The organism is Flavobacterium pectinovorum, assembly GCF_022802975.1.
In the GTDB taxonomy this organism is placed as follows: Bacteria; Bacteroidota; Bacteroidia; order Flavobacteriales; family Flavobacteriaceae; genus Flavobacterium; species Flavobacterium pectinovorum_B.
In genome coordinates this window covers 293811-310960 of record NZ_JAFEVZ010000004.1, presented here as the reverse complement: position 1 = coordinate 310960, position 17150 = coordinate 293811, and the positions used below count along the sequence as shown (strand labels likewise).

Sequence of the window (17150 nt, the reverse complement as noted above, 5' to 3'; positions counted from 1 at the left end):
ATTTGTATTTTTGAATCATACAAAAACGTACAGATGAAAATTGTTATATCTCCGGCGAAATCTTTGAATTTCGAAAAAGAATTACCAACCCCTCAACATACTGAACCTTCTTTTTTAAAAGAAGCGAGAATTGTTCATAAAGTAGTAAAACAAAAAAAGCCAGCTGAATTATCCCAATTAATGTCAATCTCAGACAAACTAGCCGACCTGAACTGGAAAAGAAATCAGGATTGGAAAACACCTTTTACACCAGAAAATGCACGACCGGCAGTTTATACTTTTGATGGCGATGTTTATACCGGTTTGGATGCTTATACAATTCCGTTAGAAAAACTTGATGTTTTGCAGGATAAATTAAGAATCTTATCCGGGCTTTATGGCTTTTTAAAACCTTTAGATTTGATGCAGGCGTATCGTTTAGAAATGGGAACCAAAATGCCGGTTGGCGAATCTAAAAACCTGCACGAATTCTGGAAACCAACCGTAACAAAAGCTTTAAATAAAGAATTAAAAAAAGACGAACTGTTTGTGAATTTGGCAAGTAATGAATATTTTTCTGCGGTTGATGTAAAAGCATTAAAAGTTCCTGTAATTACGCCAGACTTTAAAGATTACAAAGATGGAAAACTTAAAATAATCAGTTTTTTTGCCAAAAAGGCGAGAGGCATGATGGTGCGTTATATTATTGATACCAATGCTGAAACTATTGATGATTTGAAAGGATTTAATTATGAAGGATATCAGTTTGATGCGAATCTTTCTAAAGGGAATCATTTGGTTTTTACAAGATAGTTTTTTTAAAAGATACTAAGGTTCTTAGTTGCTAAGATTCTAAGAATTTCACTTACTTTTTTAACCGCAAAGAGCGCAATCCCGATAGCTATCGGGATACGCAAGGTTCGCAAAGTTTTTACACAAAGCTTTGCGAACCTTGTGTTTTGTTACATCTTAAAAATAAAATCTTTGCGCTCTTTGCGGTTAAGCTAAAAAAAATAAACGCCGAATTCTAAATAATGAATTCGGCGTTTCTGCGTATTATAAAATTATTAATATTAATGCATTGCGTCGGCTGCACTAATTTTGTTCTTCCCTTTTTTAATGAAGAGAATAATCGGTATGCAACATAAAAACATAATTCCAAGATAGAGAAAGATATCCATGTAAGCCATTACGGTACTTTGTTTCAATATAGAAAGTTCTATAGCTTGATAAGCTTTCTTTAAAGCAACATCTGCGCTGTATCCTTTTGCCATAAAGGCATGCTGCATTCCTGCAATACGCTGTTGTACTTCAAATTTGGCAGGATCTAAATTATTAATTAAATCTACCCGGTGTGACTGACTGAAACGAGTGATGAAAGTGGTAATAATAGCAATACCAAATGAACCTCCCAATTGACGCATCATTCCGGTAAAGGCTGCTCCTTCACCAATTTGTTTTCCTTTTAAGGTTGAAAGCGAAAGTGTTGTTATAGGAACGAAAAGCAATCCTAAACCAATTCCTCTTAAAATCAAAGGCCAGTACATGTGTTCAACACCAGTATCAGGTGTCATTCTAGAATACATCATAAAAGTAAAGAAGAAGAAGACTAAAAATCCAACTCCAACCATATAACCTTGCGGTACACCTTTCTGAATCATATTTCCAACAAATGGCATCATGATGGCTGTTGTGATAGATCCCGGAATTAATAATAATCCTGCATCAGTGGCAGTCCATCCCAGGATTGACTGCGTGTAAATTGGAATGATTAAAGTAGAACCGTACAAACCAAAACCAAGAATGAAGCACATGATGGTTCCAATTCTTAAATTTCCATCTTTTAAAACACTTAAGTTTACGATTGGATGTTTATAAGTAAGCTCCCTCCAAATAAATAAAATCAATCCAAGAACGGTAACAACACTTAAGGTTACGATTAAAGAATCGTTAAACCAATCGTCTTGTTGTCCGTGTTCGAGTACGAATTGCAGAGATCCAATAAAGGCAGTCAATAAAATAATTCCCCACCAGTCAACCTGATTGGCTTTTAATTTTTCTCCGTATTTAGGGCTTCTGACAAAAGTTAAAGCCAAAATAGTAGCGATAATTCCCAACGGAATATTGATATAGAAAATATAAGGCCATGAATAATTATCAACCAAATAACCTCCTAAAGGTGGTCCAAGAGTTGGTCCAACAATTACACCCATTCCATAAATTGCTTGCGCCATTCCACGTTTTGCAACGGGGTAACTTTCTGTAATAATCGTTTGTGCTGTTACTAAAAGCGCTCCACCGCCCATACCTTGTACAAATCGAAAGGCTACAAGTTCCCATATATTGGTGGCATTACCACATAAAAAGGAACAGACTGTAAATATTATGATAGAAGCCACAAAATAATTACGTCTTCCAAATTGTTGCGATAGCCAGCTCGTCATCGGAATTACAATAACATTCGCAATTGCGTATGCTGTAATTACCCATGCAACATCAGTCAGGGTTGCCCCAAGACTTCCTCGCATGTCTGTTAGTGCTACGTTTACAATTGTCGTGTCAACAATTTCCAGCAATGCACAAAGTACTGCGGTAATCGTAATGATAACACGTCTAAAACCGTATTCTACTAAATCATCTTCTGCTTGTACTGTTGCTGCCATTTATTTTATTTCAAATGTACGTCTACATCCACATTCATTCCCGGTCTTAATAATTTTACTTTCTCAGGATCGTTTGAAGGGTCTAAACTGATTTTTACAGGTAATCTCTGAATCGTTTTTACGAAGTTTCCTGTAGCATTGTCAGGAGGCAATAAAGAAAAACGGGATCCTGTAGCTGGAGAAAAAGAAGTTACAATTCCTTTGAATTCGTAGTTTGGATATGCATCTACTTTTAAACTCACTTTTTGTCCCACAACCATTTTGTTTAATTGTGTTTCTTTGAAGTTTGCCACAACCCAAGCTTCGTTGTTATTAATGATGTAGAATAAAGACTGTCCCGGCTGAACCAATTGTCCCGGCTGGATATCAACTTTAGAAACCTGACCGTCAATCGCTGCGGTTACAACTGTATAAGTAAGGTTCAATTTGGCTACCTCAAGCATTGTTTGTGCTTTTTTGATATTTGCTGCTGCAACTTCTGTTTGTTTGTCAGAAGCTTTAGACTTAGATTCGATAACCGTTTTTTGATATGAACTTGCTCTTTGTTGCTGTTGTAAAACACGTACCTGATTTTCAGCTTCTTCTTTTGCAGTCAAAGCCTGCTCGTATTGTTGTTTTGTAATGGTATGTGTTTTGTATAAATTGTTATAACGGTTATAATCGTTTGTAAGCTGTCTCAGTCTGATTTTAGCACTTTCGATCGAACCGCTGGCTGATTTCATGTTGGCATCTGAAACATTAATACTTGCATACGCACTACCAATATCTGCTTTTGCAGCTTCGTATTGACCTTCAGCCCCTAATAAAGCGGCATGTGCTTCATCAATCTTTAACTGATAGTCTCTCTTGTCAATTGTAAACAAAGTATCTCCTTTTTTTACAAAATCATTATCTTTTACATACACTTTGCTAATGTATCCTGATACTCGCGGAATAATAGGATTCATTTTTTTCTCAATCTGTGCATCATCTGTTTCTTCATGAGCCTGAGAGTGTAAATATTTCGATATTCCGTAAGTTCCCCCTACTAAAACCAAAACGGTTAGTATGATGATGAATTTTTTATTTGTCTTTTTCTTTTCCATGAGAGCTAGCGATTATATTTTAGAAAGATTGAATGATTGAGATAATTGTCCTGATACTGAAAGTAATTCGTAATACTTTTGAATAATAGTAGCTTTTGATAAAGCTGTATTTATTTTAGCACTTAAGTGTTCAACGTCTGCCTCAACAAGATCGTTGGTGTCTGACAAACCGTTGTCGAATTTATCTTTAACCAGTCTGTAGTTTTCAGATGCCTGTTGTAAGGCTTCATCGTAAACCACGCTTTGATTAATGGCCAAGTCATAATCTTCAATAGATTTTTGAACTTCAATTTTGATGCGATCCGTTAAAAGTGCTTCAGAATTTTTTACTTCAAGCGCTCTACTTTCAGCTTCTCTTACGTGCGAATTGTTTTTTATAATTCCGGATAGATCATAAGACAAACCAACGCCAAAATTCATTGCATATTTTACGGTAATAAAATCTTTAAGGTCGAAAGCTGTATAACCTCCCAACAAAGCAATAGAAGGATAATAAGCTGATTTTGCAACTCTGATGTTTGCTTCACTTGCTTTAGACTGTAAGCGAACTGCCTCCAGGTCTTTTCTGTTTTCTAAGGCCAATGCGTCAGATGTTGGTGCATTGCTTGTTTTTAAATTGAAGAAATCCTGCTCGTTAACCTGAAGTTTTACAGAAGGTTCTAATTTAAGCAATGTCGTTAAATAGAAATTGATATTATTGATATTATTATTTGCTTCGTCAATAGATAATTGCGTTTTAGATACCAATAATTGCGCTTTCAATAAATCGTTTCTTGGTATAATTCCGTTTTTCTCTAATTCCGTAAAATCAGTTACACGCTGTTTTGCCTGTTTTTGGTTTTCGTTTAAAAGATCTAATGTTTTTTGGGCTTTGTATAATGCAGTGTAATAAGTAATGACACGAAGCGCAACATCTTCTTTTGTTTTAGCTGCATTGGCAGTTTCTGCTTCGTATAAGTTATCGTAGGCATCAATACTGCTCTGGATTTTAAATCCGGAGAAAATTGGCAAACTAAGATTAGCCATTCCTAACATAGCACGATCCGGAGAACCCATTGACTCTGAACCTGATCCTTCATTATGAAGGTCAATCGAAGCTTTTCCTAAGCGTTGGTATTGACCCGAAACTTTCAAATCCGGATATTGGTTATTCTTAACCGATTGCAATTCGTATTTTTTTGTGTTTACCTTAGTATTGGCAAGTGTAACTTCGTTACTTTTTTCCCACGCCAGCTTAACGGCTTCGTCTAAGGTTAAACTTGTTTTTTCTTGTGCTTCTGCTGAAGATATTCCGATAAAGAAAACTCCAAAGAGCATTAATTGACTAATTTTCATAAACAAGTAGTGCTTTTATAGTTTGTTGAATGTGCTTTGTAAGACTGGTCTTGATGTAATTGTTATACATTTCTTCGGTTTTTAAATTCAGTAATTCTACGAAGAAAGGTTTATTCATGTGAAAATGAAAAAAGGTTCCAATTATGGTAGGCGTAAGAAGCGGGATGATAACATCTTTTCTGAAAACGCCTTTTGCCTGACCTTGCGCTATAATACTTTCTACAGATTTTAGGTTTCCTTTTTTTAATTCGGTAAAAGCAATCATGCTTTTTTCTCTTTTTTCTGAATTGATTTCAAAATGTAAAACTCTGAAAATCCCTTTGTTACAACTTATTCTGTTAATGTAAATTTCGATTAATTTATTGACTTTTTCAATCGGTTCCAGATTTTCCTGTAATAAATTTTCGAGTTGTAGTTTTAAATCAGAAGTTTTGTAGATAATTAAAGCTTCAAGCAGCCTCTCTTTTGAACCAAAATAATACGAGACCATGGCAATATTAATTTTTGCATGTTTTGAGATATCCCGTATCGATGTACCTTCAAATCCTTTCTCTGAAAACAGTTTTTCAGCAACCTCCAGAATCTGAATTTTTTTGTCGTTTAATTCGATGTTTGACATGGTATTGTTTCTAACTGGGTACAAAATTAAACAAGTGTTTAAATTAAACGGTTGTTTAATTTTTGTTTAACAAAATATTAACGCAATACTTTGTTAGGTTTTAGTTAATGTCTGGTTGTTCCATTCACGCCATTTGTTGTTCATTTCACGACATTTATTTGGTATAGCTGTTTTTTAGAAGCAACTTTGTTATGAATTTTAAGAATAAAGCTATAAAATGAGAATGACTGTAAATTGTCCATAAACTAAAATTAAATAATTGCAGATGTGACAAACACCAATGAAGTTTACAGAATGTAATAATGATAATAAAACCGAAAAATGAATAAATTATTGTCCTTTCAAGTTATAGATTAATTAACTACCCAAGTGTAATTAGAATGAAACCCTAATCTAAAATTTGAAGATCTAAATTATATTTTTAATCAAGTTCAGTTTATTTTTTTAGAAGTTATGTTCAACTTAAAGGATTATATAATGAAAACATCAAAATATTTTATAGTTATAGTATTTAGTTTGTTTTTTGTGCAAACTGTTTCTGCACAAACTAAGAAAAAAACAACGGTAACAAAACAACAGGTTGCTAAAGAAAAAATAACTTTTGCAGAAAAAATATTAGATAATGATATTGATGCGGCTACCCTTCTTATAGATAATGTTTTTGGTGTACTGGGAGTTACTTTTACGGGTGTTGAAGACAGCAAAGATTATATTTATGATGAAAATTTAAAAAAAACGGATACTATTTTTAATCATTTCCGGACTTTACTTACAGATGCAAAGTTTAATGTTTTTTTGGTTGCAGACAATCGGAAAAAAGTTACCGAATTTAGAATAGTCGGTTCTTCTGAATTAGATGAAGTTTTTACTAAAAAAATCATTCAGACAACAGGAGTTTCAGGTTGGACAATTGTAGAAGCAAAAAGCAAAAATGCATTATATAAAAAAGGGAAATATTTCTCAAAAGTTATTTCTGAAGGTTATTTAGACTTTGAGGCTTTTGTTCCTGAAAAACAAAAATTAGAGGTAAGCACTGCATCTTTTATCGTTCATTCATCTTTCAAAGAAACTATTAGTTTCGCGCATCAACTGTTATTAAAGATGGGTGGCAATTTATTAGTTACCAAAAGATTATCGGTTTACAATGATGAAAATTATAACTTTGAAAGTTACAATCAGGAATTAATTTATTCTCAAGGTACAAAAGTTACTATCAGAGAGGATGCAAGCAAAAAAAAGTCCATTTTTATTACTAATCAGAGTGCTGTTGTTTTTGCGTCATTAAAAAGTAAGCTTTTAGACGAAAAATGGCAAGAGAAATATACCAATACTATTCATGATTGTGTTTATTACAGGAAAGATAATCTTATGGTTTCTCTTGCACTGTCGTATAAGTCTATAGAACTGTATGCCGTACCGGATTTAAATGATACACAAACGCAATTAACTTATGGAGAATTTTTGACTTTAAACCAGATGAATGACATCTATGATGGATTTAGCTATGAAGATAGAATTGCTTATATGAAAGATCATTTTGCCTTAAATGGATTTTATAATATCCCCACTTTTATTGTTAAAAGAAACGGATATAATATTAGGTATCTTTTTTTTGATAATAAAGAGTTTGAAAACAATTGGGGACATAAATTTTCGGTAGAAACTGATCATATGGATGTTAATAATTATTATACGGCAGGTATTGATAATTTATCTCTTCTTAGTGAAAATTCAAAAACTAAATTTGAAAATAATATAATGTCAAACAGAACCCAGTTTTATGATAAAGCAATTTATAATGCTAATAAAGCAGGTAAAGTGGCTAAAGAAAATGCAGAATTATTAGCCAAACAAAGACAAGAGGCAGAACAAAAACAATTGGAGATTCAAAGGGAACAAGAGAAAATAAAAAGAAATGCCGAGCTTACCGATGTAATTAATAAAACCACAGACCAATTACTTAATATGTTTAAAAAAGATTAGAGCTATGAAAACAATTATAACAGCAGTACTTATGTGCATAACATCGCTTTGCTGGTCTCAAGATGACGGTGAAGCTAAGTTGAACGAGTGCAAAACATTAACCCTGCAATTATTAAAAAACAATACTTCAAATAAAGATCTTACAGATTGTATGGTTTCTTTGGCTATTAAAGGGGGCGATTATATCAACCAATATAATGCATGGATGACTCAGGTTATAAAAAATTCGCAAGAAGAAATTCAGGCAGAACTTAGTTATTTAGAAAATCAAAAAAGTAAAGTAACAGAAGCCAGGCAGCAAAGTTTTAATTCTTTATTGGATAATGTAAATCAGAATGTTCAGAATAAAGTTAATTTGCAAAACAAATCTGCCGCTCCTAAAAGCTCGTTAACCTATCGTTGTGATGATTGTCCTATAGGAACTGCCAGATAGATTGTTAAGCGTATTTTGAAGTTGTAGTCAGGAGTTTTTTTAACAAAAATGACTTGACTAAATTAAAATATTTTTTTTTAAATTTTGCAGTAAAATAAATGAAATAATGTTCGAAATTTTTTTAAAAATCACATAAATTTATCCTGCTTGTTAATTATGTGATTTTCAGATGATGAGTTTACTGCAAAAGGCAAAAAAAATTTTCGTTTTCGGAATACTGTTGTTCCATACACTGGTTTTCTCTCAGATAAAAAATATTGTTTTTTCTTCAAAAACAGATAGTGTATCCTTATACAATAATGCCGAAATAGCATATACAAATAATGTTGAAGTCACTCTGGAAAAAGTGAGTCAACTTGACTTTAAGGTATTTAATAAAAACACAAAAAATGTTTTTCCTGTACCGGATACATTACAGTATGCCGTTATAAAATTTTCGATTCATAATAATCAAAGTGAGAATTCTAAAATATATCTCACAGCTAAAGATACCGTTTCATATTTAAAGTGTTATGAATTAGCAGATTCTAATTATGAATTTGTTGGCGGAACAGGTTATGCTTATTTTATATCGCAGGCTTCAATTAAAAATAATCATCATCAGTTGGTTATAAATTTAGCTAAAAACTCAATTACCACTTTTGTCATTTATATAAAGAAATATAAATACACATTAAAAATTCCTGAACTGCAATTGCAAAGCAACAAGGCGTATCTCACTGAGGTTGTAGAAAACAAAAGTAGTTTTAATTTTTATCTGGTTTTTACTACTATTATTGCAGGTTTTCAGTTGGCATTATTACTATTTGGGCTATTCAAAATATATTTTTATGGGTTCAAGAAAATTTATTTATTTTTTTCTCTCATTTGCTTTATGTTTATTTTATTTTATCTGAGTGAGATAAACGGAGTTGTTTATGAAACCAAATATTTGCCTTTTTTTACTAATGATATGGTTTATGACGCATTAGGAGATTTATATATTATTGCATTTAATTTTTTAATTATTAGTTTTTTTGATTTAGATAAGAAGAGTTTTCTATATAAATTTTTAACCAGAATTAGTTTTTTTTGGCTGCTCTTAATGTTTATAGAAATATTGCCATTTGTGCCAAATAAGATCGTAATTGTTATTTTTAGGTTTATCCTTAATACCTCTCCAATTGTAGATTTTATTACGTTGTCCTGCATTTTTTATTATGCATTGAACCACAGAAATGGCTATAGAAAATATATTTTTGTAGGTATTTTTATTTTGATGATCAGCTCGTTTGAAATTGCTTTTCCGAGGTTTCTCAATTTGATTCATCTTAGTCCTAATTGGATAAAAATATCAAAGTCGTCCTATCTATTACTACAGATTTGTGATAATATCAATTTTTGCTTTTTCTTTATAGCCTTCATTATTAAAGATAAAGAGATCTCTTTAGAAAAAGAAATATTAGAGATCGAACATTTAAAAAAAGTTGAAGAGGTAAAACAATTAAAAAAACTTGTCGAAAAAGAAAACATCATTTTAAAAGACAAAACAAAAATTAACTTAGACCAATTGGTTTACATTAAAGCAGAAGATCACTATCTGAATATTTTTACAATAGGAAAAAAAAGTCATTTAGTAAGAGGAAAGCTTACTGACATTATTAAAGAATTACCTTCTAATTTTATTAATTGTCATCGTTCTTACATTGTAAATAAAAATCATATTAAAAAGATACAATTTAAATTTATAACTATGGTTGATAATTCGGAGGTTCCTGTTTCCAGAGGATTTAAGATTTAATAAAAAAAAGAAAGCTGAATAAAATGTTTTACAAATTATTCAGCTTTTTAATTTATTGTTTTTTTTAATTATCGAATCTCTCCAATAAATTCTGCAATCTTTTTGCTTCCGCTTTCAGCTAAATGTTTGATGAAAGCGCTTCCAATAATTGCTCCTTTTGCATATTTTGTAGCCTGGCTGAAAGTTTCTTTATTCGAAATTCCGAAACCAACGATTTGAGGATTTTTCAAATTCATGTTTCCGATTCTTTCGAAATAACTTTCCTGAATGTTTCCAAAACCGGATTGTGATCCCGTTACACTTGCCGAACTTACCATATAAATAAATCCGTTTGAAACGCTGTCAATAAAACGAATACGCTCATCTGAAGTTTGAGGCGTAATTAAAAACACATTTATTAAACCGTATTTTTCGAAAATAGCTTTGTATTGGTCTGCGTAAACATCAACAGGTAAATCTGGAATAATTAATCCGTCGATACCAATTTCGGCACATTTTTGACAAAAAGCTTCCACTCCATATTGTAACATCGGATTAAAATATCCCATAATAATCAACGGAATTTTTACGCTTTCGCGGATGTTTTTCAGTTGGTCGAAAAGAATTTGGGTTGTCATTCCGTTATGAAGTGCTGTTGTTGAACTCGCCTGAATGGTTGGCCCATCTGCCAGAGGATCGCTAAAAGGCAAACCAATTTCAATTAAATCAACGCCGTTTTTTTCTAAATCCTGAATGATTTGTACGGTATCATTTAAACCTGGATATCCTGCCGAAAAATAAATCGAAAGAATCTTTTTATCTTCTTGTAATTTTTGAGTTATTCTGTTCATTGTTTTATCTTTTTGTTCCTGCAAGATTTTCAAAACTTGAAGGTATTGTCTTTTATTAATGTCAACCTACAAGGTTTTGAAAACCTTGCAGGATAATCTGAAACAGATTAATTTTCGATATAAATCCATGCAACAACTCCTGACTTCAGTATTATTTGAACTCTTTTGTATGCATTAGATTCGAATTGATCCGCTTTTGCCAAATCAGCACTGGAAATACTGTAAACGATTCCGTCTACAGCGTCCGATGGATTTTCGCTGGGCGTTGCTACAAAATAGTTTTCTATTCCAAATTCTTCTTCTATCTGAAGGTCTTTTAATTTATAACCTGTTAACTGATCCGGTGTTCCGGTTAACAGTTTATTGAAAACCTGCATCTGAATTTCTTTCGACTGTAATGTTCCGTAAGAGAATATCTGTTCCATAAATCTTTATTTTCTCGTTATTTGTTTGCGTTAGGGATTGGGAACGCCCAAATTACGATTTTTATTACAATTTAAAATAATCAATGTAATTATCTAAATCTTTATCGCCACGACCCGAAAGGCTGATTACCACAACGTCTGTAGGTTTAAATTTCTTTTGATCCAGAACGGCAAAAGCATGAGCACTCTCAATAGCCGGAATAATTCCTTCTAATTTCGTTAGCTGTAAACCTGCGTTCATGGCATCATCATCGGTTACTGAGAAAAATTCTCCACGGCCTGTTTCTGCCAAATGTGCGTGCATAGGACCAACACCAGGATAATCAAGACCGGCAGAAATCGAATAGGGTTCTGTAATTTGTCCGTCAGGAGTTTGCATTAAAAGGGTTTTGCAACCGTGAATAACACCTACTTTTCCTAATTTACTCGTTGCGGCACTATGTCCGCTATCAACGCCTTTTCCGGCTGCTTCGACTGCGATGATTCCAACTTCAGGCTCGTGCAAAAAGTGATAATACGTTCCGGCAGCGTTGCTTCCGCCACCAATACAAGCGACTACATAATCCGGATTTTCGCGTCCTTCTTTTTCTTTCAGCTGCCATTTGATTTCTTCTGAAATCACACTTTGAAAACGGGTTACCATATCCGGATAAGGATGAGGTCCAATCGCAGAACCGATGATATAATGTGTGTCAACCGGATTATTAATCCAGTCTCGAATTGCTTCGTTTGTAGCATCTTTTAAAGTTCTGGAACCTGAAAGAGCCGGACGAACTTCGGCACCTAACATTTTCATTCGTGCCACGTTTGGTGCCTGACGTGCAATGTCAATTTCGCCCATGTAAACAATACATTCCATGCCCATTAAAGCACAAACTGTTGCGGTAGCAACTCCGTGCTGACCGGCGCCGGTTTCGGCAATTATTCGTTTTTTGCCTAATTTTTTAGCAACTAAAATCTGCCCGATAGTATTGTTTACTTTGTGCGCTCCGGTATGATTTAAATCTTCTCTTTTTAGATAGATTTTAGTATTGTATTTTTCAGATAAACGTTTTGCAAAATAAAGCGGGCTGGGACGGCCAACGTAATCTTTGAGTAATTGGTCAAATTCTGCCTTAAAATCGGGTTCGGAAGTGATTTTTAAATAATTCTGGCGTAATTCTTCTACATTTGGATATAACATTTCAGGAATATAAGCTCCTCCAAATTCTCCGTAATATCCTTTTTCGTCGACGTTAAAATTCATTTTTTTTAAATTTTAGATGTTTACAATTTCTAATTTACGTTTGAAATTGCTAAATAGGTTTTTATTTTTCAGCCCCGGTTCGATTTCAAATTTACTATTTACATCGACACCGTAAATAGGTAATTTGCTTTTTGAAATTTCTTCAATGGCTTTTAATTCATTTATTCCAATGCCGCCACTTAAAAAGAATGGCTTGTCGGAATTGTATTTTTTTAAGATAGTCCAGTCAAAAGTGGTTCCGTTGCCACCTGGCAATTTTCCTTTGGTGTCAAACAGAAAATAATCACACACATTTTCAAAAGGTTTTATAATTTCAAAATCAAAATTTTCATCAGCCGAAAATACTTTAATGATTTCAATTTTAGGATCAATTTTATTTTTCAAATCCTGACAAAATTCAACGGATTCTTTTCCGTGTAACTGAACAGCCTGTAAATCGTGTTTGTCAATTTTTTTAATGATATTTTCAACGGATTCATTTACAAAAACGCCCACTTTTTTGATTGTTTTTATCAATTCAGGAATCTGACCGTTAAAATATCGAGCGGATTTTTCCCAGAAAATAAACCCCATATAATCGGGTAGGAGTGAGCCTACTTCGAGTATATTTTGAGGATATTTCATACCGCATATTTTGAGTTTCATTTTTTTTGATGCATTTTTTTAGCTTTAAGCTTTAAGCTTTTTAGCATAATGGTGATTTTTTCTTTTTTCAAAAGCTTACAGTCTAAAGCATATTGCCTATAGCTGACTAATAAAGTCAATAGCTGCTTTTCCTGCGTTGTCGGTTTTCATGAAGTTTTCTCCGATTAAAAAACCGCTGTAGCCGTAAGGTCTCAGCTCAGAAATGGCTTCTATTGATGAGATTCCGCTTTCAGAAACTTTTACAAAATCATCCGGAATTTGAGAAGCCAGCTGTTTGCTGAAATCAAGGCTTACTTCAAACGTTTTTAAATTTCTGTTGTTCACGCCAATCATGTCTAAACTCGGCATAATTGATTTTTCCAGTTCTTCCTGGTTGTGAACTTCCAGTAAAACTTCCAGACCTAATTTTTTGGCAAATTCAGACAAGGATTTGATTTCTTCACGGGTTAAAACCGCTGCGATCAGTAAAATCAAATCGGCTCCAAAGGCTTTTGCTTCCAGAATTTGGTATTCGTCTACAATAAATTCTTTTCGCAAAAGCGGAATGTTTACACTGGCTCTTGCCAAAAGCAAATCGTCTAAAGAACCGCCAAAATATTTTCCATCAGTTAAAACTGAAATTCCGCAAGCTCCGGCATCTTCATATCCTTTAACCACTTCTTCAACTGTAAAACTATGATTAATGACAGATTTTGAAGGGGAACGGCGTTTGTGTTCTGCGATAATTCCGGTTGAACTTGCTTTTAATTTCTGGCTTAAAGAAATGGATTCTCTTCCAAAAAACACTGAACTTTCCAATTGTGAAACCGGGATGATGGATTTTTTAAGAATTACTTCTCGCTTTTTGTCTATTATGATTTTGTCTAATATGTTCATTGTTTTGATTTGTTTCAAGTTTCAAGTTTTTTTAGTTTCACGTTCCAATAGCTTGAAACATGAAACATGAAACATGAAACTAATTTTTACTTAATTCCTGTAATTTTTTTAATGCCTGATGTCCTTTCCCAGACAATAAACTTTCTTTTGCCAATTCAAATCCTTCCAGAGGAGTACATTTTGTAACTGTCGCAATAGCCATTGCTGCATTTGCGAGCACTACATTGTTTTGAGCTTCTGTTCCTTTTCCCGAGATGATGTTGGTAAATATTTCAGCCGATTCTTCAATGGTTTTTCCGCCTTCGATTTCGCTTTGCGATAAAAGGCGAACACCAAAGTCTTCCGGTTTTAACATTCCTTCCATGTGTGATGTTATCGTTTTGGTTGGGCCTGTTAAAGAGATTTCATCGTATCCGTCAAGCGAATGTAAAATGGTGAAATTGATATCAGTATTTTGGTATAAATAGGCATACATTCGGGCTAGTTCCAGATTGAAAACGCCTACCAGTTGATTTTGTGGAAATGCCGGATTTACCATTGGTCCTAACATATTGAAGAATGTTTTTACCGCCAGTTCTTTACGGATTGGCCCAACATGTTTCATTGCCGGATGAAATAACGGTGCGTGCAAAACACAAATTCCGGCCTGATCGATACATTTTTCTAAGAAAGAAGCATCGTTGCTAAATTTGATTCCCATTTTTTCCATCACGTTACTAGATCCGGAAATCGATGAAACTCCGTAATTTCCATGTTTGGCAACTTTTATTCCGGCTCCTGCTGCAACAAATGAAGCTAAAGTCGAAATGTTGAAAGTGTCTTTTCCGTCACCACCCGTTCCGCACAAATCGATGGTATTGTAAGCTGATAAATCAACGCGAATACATAATTCTAATAAAGCTTCACGAAAACCCGAAAGTTCTTCAATTGTAATGCTTCGCATCATAAATACGGTCAAAAAAGCCGAAATCTGACTTGGATTGTATTGTCCGCTTGAAATATTAATCAATACGTTTTTTGCTTCTTCTTTCGTAAGCACTTCGTGATTGATTAGTTTATTTAATATTGTTTTCATTTTTTTTTGAGATTCTAAGTTGGTAAGGTTCTGAGATGCTAAGGTTTTGTTTCAGGTTTCATGTTCCAACAACTTGAAACTTGAAACCTGAAACAAAAATTAACTCTTTATCCAATTCTCTAAAATCCTTTTTCCGTTTGGTGTTAATACGCTTTCCGGATGAAATTGTACACCGCGTACATCATAAGTTCTGTGGCGTAATGACATTACCTGACCGTTTTCTTCAAACGAAGTAGCTTCTAAAACGTCCGGTAAATCAGCATCAACAACCCACGAATGGTATCGGCCAACTTCAAATTCATCTTCCAGTCCTTCAAATAATGATTCATCGGTAACTGCTTTTTTTACATTTGTTGCAACGCCATGATATACTTTGTCAAGGTTAGAAAGTGTTCCTCCAAAAACTTCACCGATTGCCTGTTGTCCTAAACAAACGCCTAAAATGCTTTTTGTTGGAGCATATTTGCGAATTACATCTTTCAGTAATCCTGCTTCATCCGGGATTCCAGGTCCTGGCGAAAGCAAAATTTTATCGAAAGAAGCAATTTCGTCAATATCAAATTCGTCGTTTCTGTAAACGGTTACTTCGCAGTTTAAATCTTCCAGATAGTGTACTAAGTTGTAAGTGAAACTATCGTAATTGTCTATAACTAAAATCTTTTTCATTGTGTTTGTTTTTTTGTTTCAGGTTTCAAGTTCCAGGTTTTCACGTTGCAGTTAACCTGAAACCTGAAACAAAGAAAACTTGAAACTGTTTTAAACTATATTTTCTCAGCCATTTCCAGAGCGGTATTCAATGCTCTTAATTTATTGTAAACTTCCTGCATTTCGCTTTCTTCGTCAGAACTGGCAACAATTCCTGCTCCCGCCTGACAGTGTAACTGATGATTTTTTGAAAGGAAAGTTCGAATCATAATCGCATGGTTGAAATTGCCTTCAAAATCCATGAAACCAATCGCACCTCCGTAGAAATTACGGTTTGTTTTTTCGTAATCTTCAATCAGCTGCATGGCTCTGTGTTTTGGAGCTCCGCTTAACGTTCCTGCAGGGAAAGTATCAGCAACGACCTGCATAGTTGTGGCTTTATCATGTAAATGTCCGGTAACTTTTGAAACCAGGTGGATCACGTGTGAGAAAAACTGAACTTCTCTGTATCTTTCTACATTTACATCATGACCGTTTCGGCTTAAATCGTTTCTGGCCAAATCGACCAGCATCACGTGTTCGCTGTTTTCTTTTTTATCTTCGGATAATTTTTTTGCCAGTTCAGCATCTTTCTCGTCATTACCGGTTCTTCTGAAAGTTCCGGCGATGGGGTGAATTTCGGCTTTTCTGTCTTTTACGATAATTTGTGCTTCGGGTGAAGACCCAAATATTTTGAAATCACCATAATCAAAAAAGAATAAATACGGAGATGGGTTGATGCTTCGTAAAGCACGATACACATTAAATTCGTCACCTTTGAAACCTTGTGTAAAACGACGCGAAAGAACCAATTGAAAAACGTCTCCCCGGAAACAATGTTTTTTAGCCAAAGCCACATTGTGTTTAAATTCTTCGTCAGTCAGGTTTGAGAAACCTTCACCTTCTTTAGTGAATTTATAAGAAGCGATATTTCTGGATTGTAATAATTGTTCAATTTCAGAAATATTGTTTCTTCCGTCAACGCTGTGGCAAAAAATATACGCTTCGTTTTTAAAGTGATTGATGGCAATGATGTTTTGATAAACCGCATAAAATACATCCGGAATTAAAGTTGCCGAATCTTTTTTGGCTATTTCTACTTTTTCGAAATAACGAACGGCATCATACGAAATATATCCAAACAAGCCATTATTGATGAATTTGAAATCGTTTTTCTCCGATTTAAACTGACCTGAAAATTGCTGGATTACTTCCGGAATATTGGTTGAAGCATCAATCGAAATTTGTTCTGTTGTACCGTCAGGGAAAGTTTTAGAAATAATTTCGTTTTCGATTTTAATCGTCGCAATCGGGTTACAACAGATATACGAGAAACTATTGTCGTTTCCGTGATAGTCACTACTTTCAAGCAATAAACTATTTGGAAATTTATCTCTGATTTTAAAATAAATGCTTACCGGCGTAATGGTGTCTGCCAGAATTTGTTTGTAGTGTGTGTTGAGTATAAAAGGTTTCAATGTATGTTGTTTTT

Annotated in this window: 16 protein-coding genes; 4 read left to right on the top strand and 12 right to left on the bottom strand. The window is 33.8% G+C overall.

Annotated elements, in window-relative coordinates; translation table 11 throughout:
• The first annotated feature begins 33 nt into the window (after positions 1-33).
• Entirely contained in the window at positions 34-792 is a 759-nt protein-coding gene (gene yaaA, locus FLV_RS08245) for a peroxide stress protein YaaA (protein ID WP_243232776.1), read from the top strand.
• Positions 793-1052: 260 nt separating this feature from the next.
• Here yaaA and FLV_RS08240 read toward each other — a convergent pair whose 3' ends face one another.
• The 4 genes from FLV_RS08240 to FLV_RS08225 are packed head-to-tail and all read right to left on the bottom strand — an operon-like array spanning position 1053 to position 5681.
• On the bottom strand, positions 1053-2642 hold the full coding sequence (locus tag FLV_RS08240) for an MDR family MFS transporter (RefSeq protein ID WP_243232775.1): 1590 nt from the start codon (positions 2640-2642) through the stop codon (positions 1053-1055).
• 5 nt (positions 2643-2647) lie between these two features.
• On the bottom strand, positions 2648-3727 hold the full coding sequence (locus FLV_RS08235; protein WP_243232773.1) for an HlyD family secretion protein: 1080 nt from the start codon (positions 3725-3727) through the stop codon (positions 2648-2650).
• Between the two features lie 12 nt (positions 3728-3739).
• A complete protein-coding gene (locus tag FLV_RS08230) occupies positions 3740-5062 on the bottom strand; it encodes a TolC family protein (protein WP_243232771.1) in 1323 nt (440 codons plus the stop codon).
• Positions 5052-5681 (bottom strand): TetR/AcrR family transcriptional regulator, encoded by a 630-nt coding sequence (locus FLV_RS08225; protein ID WP_243232769.1) that lies wholly within the window; start codon positions 5679-5681, stop codon positions 5052-5054. Before FLV_RS08225 ends, FLV_RS08230 begins: the two co-directional genes overlap by 11 nt.
• Before the next feature lie 477 nt (positions 5682-6158).
• Between FLV_RS08225 and FLV_RS08220 the strand changes: the two genes are divergently transcribed.
• From FLV_RS08220 to FLV_RS08210, 3 genes are all read left to right on the top strand, one after another.
• The gene (locus FLV_RS08220; RefSeq protein WP_243232768.1) at positions 6159-7664 is read left to right on the top strand and encodes a hypothetical protein; all 1506 of its coding nucleotides are present in this window, start codon (positions 6159-6161) and stop codon (positions 7662-7664) included.
• A gap of 4 nt (positions 7665-7668) precedes the next feature.
• Positions 7669-8097 (top strand): hypothetical protein, encoded by a 429-nt coding sequence (locus FLV_RS08215; protein ID WP_243232765.1) that lies wholly within the window; start codon positions 7669-7671, stop codon positions 8095-8097.
• Positions 8098-8266: 169 nt separating this feature from the next.
• Positions 8267-9877 (top strand): LytTR family transcriptional regulator DNA-binding domain-containing protein, encoded by a 1611-nt coding sequence (locus FLV_RS08210; RefSeq protein WP_243232763.1) that lies wholly within the window; start codon positions 8267-8269, stop codon positions 9875-9877.
• 68 nt (positions 9878-9945) lie between these two features.
• On the opposite strand, the gene trpA is transcribed toward FLV_RS08210, so the two are convergent.
• From trpA to FLV_RS08170, 8 genes are all read right to left on the bottom strand, one after another.
• Positions 9946-10707, bottom strand: coding sequence for a tryptophan synthase subunit alpha (trpA, locus tag FLV_RS08205; protein WP_243232762.1), 762 nt, complete (start codon positions 10705-10707; stop codon positions 9946-9948).
• A gap of 107 nt (positions 10708-10814) precedes the next feature.
• A complete protein-coding gene (locus tag FLV_RS08200; protein ID WP_243232760.1) occupies positions 10815-11132 on the bottom strand; it encodes a gamma-glutamylcyclotransferase family protein in 318 nt (105 codons plus the stop codon).
• A 64-nt stretch (positions 11133-11196) separates the two neighbouring features.
• Complete coding sequence (gene trpB, locus FLV_RS08195; protein ID WP_243232758.1) at positions 11197-12378, bottom strand: tryptophan synthase subunit beta; 1182 nt, start codon at positions 12376-12378, stop codon at positions 11197-11199.
• A gap of 12 nt (positions 12379-12390) precedes the next feature.
• On the bottom strand, positions 12391-13023 hold the full coding sequence (locus tag FLV_RS08190; protein ID WP_243232755.1) for a phosphoribosylanthranilate isomerase: 633 nt from the start codon (positions 13021-13023) through the stop codon (positions 12391-12393).
• Positions 13024-13119: 96 nt separating this feature from the next.
• On the bottom strand, positions 13120-13899 hold the full coding sequence (trpC, locus tag FLV_RS08185) for an indole-3-glycerol phosphate synthase TrpC (RefSeq protein WP_243232754.1): 780 nt from the start codon (positions 13897-13899) through the stop codon (positions 13120-13122).
• Between the two features lie 79 nt (positions 13900-13978).
• Positions 13979-14974, bottom strand: coding sequence for an anthranilate phosphoribosyltransferase (gene trpD, locus FLV_RS08180; protein ID WP_243232753.1), 996 nt, complete (start codon positions 14972-14974; stop codon positions 13979-13981).
• A 99-nt stretch (positions 14975-15073) separates the two neighbouring features.
• Positions 15074-15640: an anthranilate synthase component II gene (locus FLV_RS08175; RefSeq protein WP_243232752.1), complete on the bottom strand. Its 567-nt coding sequence runs from the start codon at positions 15638-15640 to the stop codon at positions 15074-15076.
• A gap of 95 nt (positions 15641-15735) precedes the next feature.
• Complete coding sequence (locus tag FLV_RS08170; protein ID WP_243232751.1) at positions 15736-17136, bottom strand: anthranilate synthase component I family protein; 1401 nt, start codon at positions 17134-17136, stop codon at positions 15736-15738.
• Between the last annotated feature and the right edge of the window lie 14 nt (positions 17137-17150).

What these genes read in the sequence shown, in the direction of transcription:
- yaaA (WP_243232776.1), top strand. Translation starts at nt 34, where the DNA reads ATGAAAATTGTTATATCTCCGGCGAAATCTTTGAATTTCGAAAAAGAA.
- FLV_RS08240 (WP_243232775.1), bottom strand. Translation starts at nt 2,642, where the DNA reads ATGGCAGCAACAGTACAAGCAGAAGATGATTTAGTAGAATACGGTTTT.
- FLV_RS08235 (WP_243232773.1), bottom strand. Translation starts at nt 3,727, where the DNA reads ATGGAAAAGAAAAAGACAAATAAAAAATTCATCATCATACTAACCGTT.
- FLV_RS08230 (WP_243232771.1), bottom strand. Translation starts at nt 5,062, where the DNA reads ATGAAAATTAGTCAATTAATGCTCTTTGGAGTTTTCTTTATCGGAATA.
- FLV_RS08225 (WP_243232769.1), bottom strand. Translation starts at nt 5,681, where the DNA reads ATGTCAAACATCGAATTAAACGACAAAAAAATTCAGATTCTGGAGGTT.
- FLV_RS08220 (WP_243232768.1), top strand. Translation starts at nt 6,159, where the DNA reads ATGAAAACATCAAAATATTTTATAGTTATAGTATTTAGTTTGTTTTTT.
- FLV_RS08215 (WP_243232765.1), top strand. Translation starts at nt 7,669, where the DNA reads ATGAAAACAATTATAACAGCAGTACTTATGTGCATAACATCGCTTTGC.
- FLV_RS08210 (WP_243232763.1), top strand. Translation starts at nt 8,267, where the DNA reads ATGATGAGTTTACTGCAAAAGGCAAAAAAAATTTTCGTTTTCGGAATA.
- trpA (WP_243232762.1), bottom strand. Translation starts at nt 10,707, where the DNA reads ATGAACAGAATAACTCAAAAATTACAAGAAGATAAAAAGATTCTTTCG.
- FLV_RS08200 (WP_243232760.1), bottom strand. Translation starts at nt 11,132, where the DNA reads ATGGAACAGATATTCTCTTACGGAACATTACAGTCGAAAGAAATTCAG.
- trpB (WP_243232758.1), bottom strand. Translation starts at nt 12,378, where the DNA reads ATGAATTTTAACGTCGACGAAAAAGGATATTACGGAGAATTTGGAGGA.
- FLV_RS08190 (WP_243232755.1), bottom strand. Translation starts at nt 13,023, where the DNA reads ATGAAACTCAAAATATGCGGTATGAAATATCCTCAAAATATACTCGAA.
- trpC (WP_243232754.1), bottom strand. Translation starts at nt 13,899, where the DNA reads ATGAACATATTAGACAAAATCATAATAGACAAAAAGCGAGAAGTAATT.
- trpD (WP_243232753.1), bottom strand. Translation starts at nt 14,974, where the DNA reads ATGAAAACAATATTAAATAAACTAATCAATCACGAAGTGCTTACGAAA.
- FLV_RS08175 (WP_243232752.1), bottom strand. Translation starts at nt 15,640, where the DNA reads ATGAAAAAGATTTTAGTTATAGACAATTACGATAGTTTCACTTACAAC.